The following is a 5501-nucleotide window of genomic DNA, read 5'->3' as shown; positions in this document are numbered from 1 at the left end:
AAAACAGCCGCAGTAGCCGCCGCGGTTCCGGACGCGGCAACCGGAATAAAACCGGCATGGTCCGCCCCGTTCCGCCATGTCGAAAAAAGTGACATCTGCGCCATATTCTCCGGCAGGAGGCGGATTCTGTGACACTCATCGCCTTCTTTCTCGTGCTTGCCTCGGCAATTCTCCATGCCGGGTGGAACATCCTGAGCAAACGAAGCAATCCGTCGGCGGCGTTCTATCTGCTCTCCTCTTCGACGGCGGCGGTGGTCTGCCTCTGCTGTGCCGGAGGATTCCGAATCGACTTCACGCTCCTGCCGCTGAAATTCTCCCTGCTGCTGACGGTCAGCATTCTCTTTGAGGCGCTCTATCTGATCGGTCTGGCCCATGCGTACCGGAGCTGCGATATTTCGATCGCCTATCCGATGGGGCGGGCGATGCCGGTCCTGCTGGTCGCCGCAGTCACCCTGCTGCTGGGGCTCGGCACCACGCCGGGAAAAATCGCGCTGACCGGCATGGGCATTCTCTTTCTCGGCTGCCTGCTGCTGCCGCAGAAGCAATTTCGCGACCTCCGTCCATCGGTCTACTGCAACCAGGCCATCGTGTTCATCCTGCTGATCGCCGCAGGAACCACCGGCTACACGGTCTGTGACAGCGTCGCGATGGAGATTCTGCACTCGTATGCGGGACGGACCGACTGGCAACTCACCTTCTCTTATCTGTTCTGTATTGAATCGGGCATTGTTCTCGCGCTCTCCGGGTTTGTCCTGCTGCATCCGGCGGAACGGGAGGAGTTCAAACGGCTGTTTCTGCGGACTCCCGCACCGATGTTCACCGGAATTGCTTCCACCACCGCTTACGCGCTGATTCTGGCCGCGATGCAGTTTGTCACCAGCGTCACCTATATTCAAGCCTTCCGCCAGCTGAGTCTGCCGATCGGCGTATTTGCCGGGGTGTTCCTGCTTCATGAACGCTGCCCGCTGCCGAAAATAGTCGGGACGGCATTGATTGTCGCCGGACTGTTTCTGGTGGCATTCGGCTGATTTCCCCGCGTTTGACCGGGAATTTTTCCTAAAATGCAAATATTTACGATCCAGCGCTTGAAAAAAGAAAAAAGTGGATTATGTTAAAGATTCGTCGATCATCGATTTAAGAAAACTGTATCAAAACTTAATATAACCCGGGATTCCGAATCATGGCACACAAAAAAGGACAATCCAGCAGCCGCAACGGCCGCGACAGCAAACCGAAATTTCTTGGTATCAAAGCGTTCGGCGGCGAGGAAGTGACCGCCGGTTCGATCATCGTCCGGCAACGCGGCACCCGGTTCCGTCCGGGCAACAACGTCGGCTGCGGCCGCGATTTCACGCTGTTCGCCCTCTGCGACGGCACGGTCGAGTTCCGCAAGGAACAGCGCAAGGTCAGCGTCGTCCCCTGCTCCGCCGAGTAAGCGGTTCGCAGAAGCGAAGCTGCGGCAAAAGCCCCGGAAAGCTCTTTCCCGGGGCTTTTTCGTATCTGTAACTTGTAAAATTCCGCCCCGGCGGTACATTACCTCTGACAATTCAGTGGAAATCCGGAGGAGAAACCATGTTTGTGGATAAAGCGATCATCACGGTCAAAGCCGGCGACGGCGGCAACGGCTGCTGCAGCTTTCACCGTGAAAAATTTGTGCCGCGCGGCGGTCCGGACGGCGGCGACGGCGGTGCCGGCGGCAACGTCATCCTCGAGGCGACCAACAGCGAACAGAGCCTCGTCGGACTCATCTACAACCGCCACTACCAGGCGCAGAACGGCCCGGGCGGGAAAGGCTCCAACATGCACGGGCGCAAGGCGCCGGACGTAATCCTCAAAGTTCCGGTCGGCACCGTGGTCACCGACCGCGCCACCGGGGAGATTCTCTGCGATATGGAGCAGAACGGCAAACAGGTGATCGTCGCGGCCGGCGGCCGGGGCGGCCGGGGCAATCCGCGCTTCGTCACCCGGACCAACCGGGCGCCGCGCGAGTGGGAGCCGGGCGAACCGGGCGAAGAGCGCGAACTTCTGCTCGAACTCAAGACCATCGCCGACGTCGGGCTGGTGGGCTACCCCAACGCGGGCAAGTCGACGCTGTTGCGTGCGATTTCCGCGGCGCGGCCCAAGGTGGCGCCCTACCCCTTCACCACACTGCATCCGATGGTCGGCGTGGTGGAGTACCCCGATTATGCGCGGATCACGGTGGCGGACATTCCGGGGCTGATCGACGGCGCGCACGAAAACGTCGGGCTGGGGCACGCCTTCCTCAAGCACATTGAGCGGACGGTCGTGCTCGCCTTCGTTCTCGACATGGCCGGGACCGACGGGCGGCTGCCGTGGGAGGATCTGCGTCACCTCCGCACCGAGCTGGAGCTCTACATGAAGGGACTTTCCCGGCGGCCGGCTCTCATCGTGGCCAACAAGATGGATCTGCCCGGCGCGGCGGAGAATCTCGAACTTCTGCGCGCGGAATTCGCCGACGAGACGATTCCGATCGTGCCGGTCTCCGCGGCGGCGGGCGACACCGGCGAGCTCAAGGAGAAGCTGCGCGCGATGGTCGAGGAGCGCAAAAAATCCCCCTTCGACTTCTGAAGAGGAAGGGGGCCGTCGAACACCGCGTCCGTCAGCGCGGGAAGGTCCGCTTGACCGCCTCGAGGTAGCCGTATCCGTAACGGGCCTCGGGTTCGAGCATGCTCCCTTCGGTCCACTCGTTCCAGCAGTTGATGTTGAAGGTCCGGACCGGACTGTTTTCCAGACGGCGCCGGACCTCCCGGAGGGCGGCTTCGAAGTTGGCAGGGGTGTTGTCCCCCATCAGATTGCCGTAAGGATAGCCGACCGGCTCCCACACTTCGCTCATGATGGTGCGGGGGGAGGAGTCCCAGCCGACGGTGACGTTGGGGAAATAGGGCAGATCGTACTCCTCGAGCACGCTATCCCAGAACTCCAGATAGCGCTCGAAGACCGACCGGTAGGGGGTCTCGCGCTGTTCCAGACCGACGTGGTGAACCCAGACGTAACTGGTGGCGGAGTCAAACCCGAGCTGCCGCACCAGTTCGGGCAGCTGAATGAGCTTCTCCTCGCCGGGCAGGATCGGCCGCCCCCAGATCACCGCGTTGAGGTGCAGGCCGGGGAAGCCGGCGGCGCGGACCATCGCACGCAGTTCGTCGAGCATCGCCCTCGTCTCCTGCACCCCGCCGAAACTGCGCAGCAGCGAACCGAGGTCGTAGATCGAGAAGACCGGCGCGCCGTCGATGCAGTAGTAGGAGGGGTGGGAGAAGAACCGGTCGATGAGATGGGCGCCGAGCCGGCGGAAGGTCTCCCGCGTCACCGTGCCGGGATAGAGCAGTTTGCGGTTGGAGCGGCTGCACGGATGGATGTCCATCCAGTTGTGATTGGCCCACATCAGGCAGAACTTGATCCGGTCGACGTTCCGCGCCGGGAGGAATCCCTGATTGAGGCAGTTCTCCAGAAAGGTTCCGTCGTCGTAATAGTAGTAGTCGAAGATGAAGTAGTCGATGCCGTGGTCGGCGGCGGCGGCGATCTTCCGCTCCATGACCTCCGGGAGCGATTCATCGACATATCCCCACAGCGGCCGGAGCGGCTGATGGTGCCCCTCAAAGCGGGGAAGCGCCTGCTTCACCAGCTCCCACTCGCTCCAGCCGGGGCCGTGCACCTGGGCGTTCCGCCCGTCGTTGCAGTGGTAGTTCGGGAAATAGTAGCATCCGACATCGATACGTTTCTGCTGCATGGAAAAACCTCCGTTCCGTTTCCCGCTATTATACCACGAAATCGGGAAAGGAGGTATAACCGGATTACTTTTTTCTATCACGATCTTACGAATTCGGCTTCTCTTCCGCTCCGGGCGGACAACGCGGCGGAGTTTCCCACTCCCTCCCGCGTTCGGCGTAGCGGCGCGGCGTCATCTTCTCGTGGCGGCGGAAGAGCCGCGTGAGGTAGCTCGCATCGCAGAATCCGGTGCGCTGCGCAATCTCCGAAACGGTGAAATCGCTGTTGCGCAGCAGCTGTTTGGCCTTCTCCAGCCGGAGGCGGATCAGGTACTCCCACGGCGTCATGCCGGTTGCGGCGTGGAACGAACTGCAGAAGTAGGTGGGGCTGAGCCGGGCGCATTCGGCGAGCCGGGCAAGTTCAATCCGCCGGGCGAAATGCTGTTCCATATAGACGATCGCCCGGGAGACGCCGTCGCGCGTCTCGGTCTCCGCGACGGTGGAGGCGGGGGCGGCCTCCCCGCTCCGCCCGGCCAGCAGCAGAAAGCCGGTCAGCAGCGAACGGACCGCCAGTTCCATTGCGACCGGCGCGTGCCACATCTCGTCGTTGATGCGGTCGAGCAGTGCGGCCGCCTCCGCCTGCCGCGCCGGATTCAGGTGGATCGACTCTCCGCGAAGGAGCCGCTTCATCCCCGCGAGTTCCGCAAGTTCCGGCCAGCTCCCGCCGAGAAACTCCGGCTGAAACAGGATGTTGCAGAGGGTGAACGCCTCTCCCTCCGAATAGCAGTGGCGGTCGCCGGGAGCGAGACCGATCAGGTCGCCTGCCATCAGTTCACAGCCGCGCCGGACACCGGCGGCGGAACAGAATTCGTACCGGGCGGAACCGCTGGTCACCAGCGCAAGTTCCATGAAATCATGGGCGTGCATCACCGTCCCGGCATGCCCCGCGCGAAACACCCGCACCGGCACCGCCGGATTGCGGAAGTACTTCCGCGCCGCATAGAACTCCTCACAGCCGAACACCGGCGGGTTCCACTGGATTTTCAGGCGGGTTCTCTCCGGCATGAACTCCTCTCCTTCTGTCCGCCGGGATGGAGGCGGACTACTTCTCGTGAAGAATCCGGAAGATGTTCGCGAACGCCGCACGCACCGCGTCGTCGCTCGCGGGCTTCACCAGCTCATCCGGCGCCGGGTGCTCCGCCAGATCCTCGGTCAGGCAGGCGAGGAAGGGCGAGGGCAGCGCCGGTTTCGAGATGCCGCGCTGCATCCGCTCCTTCGCCCGCAGGAGATAGAGCTGCCGCCGGGCGCGGGTGATCGCCACGTAGAAGAGCCGGAGCTCCTCGTCGGCCGACCCCTCCTCCAGCGCCCGCTCGTGCGGGAAGATGTTCCGCTCCATCGCGATGACGAACACCACCGGGAACTCCAGCCCCTTCGAGGCGTGGACCGTCGTGAGCGTCACCGCGTCGGCGTCGGGGGAGTCCTCCTCGACCCGGTCGTTCTCTTCGAGCAGTGCCAGATTCTCCAGATAGGCGAGCAAGGTCGCCGGTTCCGCCTGCCGGGTCTCGTACTGCGCGATCGCGTTGATGAATTCGTCGAGGTTCTCGCGCCGCTTCATCGCGTCCTTGAGATCCTTGTAGATGCGCTGCAACCCATCGGTGTAGCCGATCTCCCGGAGATAGGCGGTGATCTTTCCGGCAAGGTTGCCGGGCTCTTCAAACTCCTTGCGGTACTTCCCGCAGACGGCGGCGAACTCCGCCGCCGCCTCCGCCGCCTTCGGCG

General features: G+C 62.8%; 6 protein-coding genes. 3 read left to right on the top strand and 3 right to left on the bottom strand.

Going from position 1 to position 5501, the window contains the following annotated elements; translation table 11 throughout:
- Window positions 1–128 precede the first annotated feature (128 nt).
- The 3 genes from ACMLHG_RS13375 (at window position 129) to obgE (ending at window position 2589) form a co-directional block, all read left to right on the top strand.
- Window positions 129–1028, top strand: coding sequence for a hypothetical protein (locus ACMLHG_RS13375; RefSeq protein ID WP_294433612.1), 900 nt, complete (start codon window positions 129–131; stop codon window positions 1026–1028).
- A gap of 152 nt (window positions 1029–1180) precedes the next feature.
- Window positions 1181–1435: a 50S ribosomal protein L27 gene (rpmA, locus tag ACMLHG_RS13370; protein WP_294433615.1), complete on the top strand. Its 255-nt coding sequence runs from the start codon at window positions 1181–1183 to the stop codon at window positions 1433–1435.
- A gap of 137 nt (window positions 1436–1572) precedes the next feature.
- Entirely contained in the window at window positions 1573–2589 is a 1017-nt protein-coding gene (obgE, locus tag ACMLHG_RS13365) for a GTPase ObgE (protein WP_294433618.1), read from the top strand.
- A 31-nt stretch (window positions 2590–2620) separates the two neighbouring features.
- On the opposite strand, the gene ACMLHG_RS13360 is transcribed toward obgE, so the two are convergent.
- The 3 genes from ACMLHG_RS13360 to ACMLHG_RS13350 all read right to left on the bottom strand — a co-directional run.
- Window positions 2621–3745: a glycoside hydrolase family 99-like domain-containing protein gene (locus ACMLHG_RS13360; RefSeq protein ID WP_295808135.1), complete on the bottom strand. Its 1125-nt coding sequence runs from the start codon at window positions 3743–3745 to the stop codon at window positions 2621–2623.
- A gap of 85 nt (window positions 3746–3830) precedes the next feature.
- Entirely contained in the window at window positions 3831–4787 is a 957-nt protein-coding gene (locus ACMLHG_RS13355; RefSeq protein WP_417170813.1) for a helix-turn-helix domain-containing protein, read from the bottom strand.
- A gap of 37 nt (window positions 4788–4824) precedes the next feature.
- A partial coding sequence (locus ACMLHG_RS13350; protein ID WP_417170812.1) for a 3'-5' exonuclease occupies window positions 4825–5501 on the bottom strand: 677 nt, incomplete at its 5' end.

Origin of the sequence: Victivallis sp., from assembly GCF_048170485.1 — a bacterium.
In the GTDB taxonomy this organism is placed as follows: Bacteria; Verrucomicrobiota; Lentisphaeria; order Victivallales; family Victivallaceae; genus Victivallis.
This window is presented reverse-complemented; position numbering and strand designations above follow the sequence as displayed.

What these genes read in the sequence shown, in the direction of transcription:
- rpmA (WP_294433615.1), top strand. Translation starts at nt 1,181, where the DNA reads ATGGCACACAAAAAAGGACAATCCAGCAGCCGCAACGGCCGCGACAGC.
- obgE (WP_294433618.1), top strand. Translation starts at nt 1,573, where the DNA reads ATGTTTGTGGATAAAGCGATCATCACGGTCAAAGCCGGCGACGGCGGC.
- ACMLHG_RS13360 (WP_295808135.1), bottom strand. Translation starts at nt 3,745, where the DNA reads ATGCAGCAGAAACGTATCGATGTCGGATGCTACTATTTCCCGAACTAC.
- ACMLHG_RS13355 (WP_417170813.1), bottom strand. Translation starts at nt 4,787, where the DNA reads ATGCCGGAGAGAACCCGCCTGAAAATCCAGTGGAACCCGCCGGTGTTC.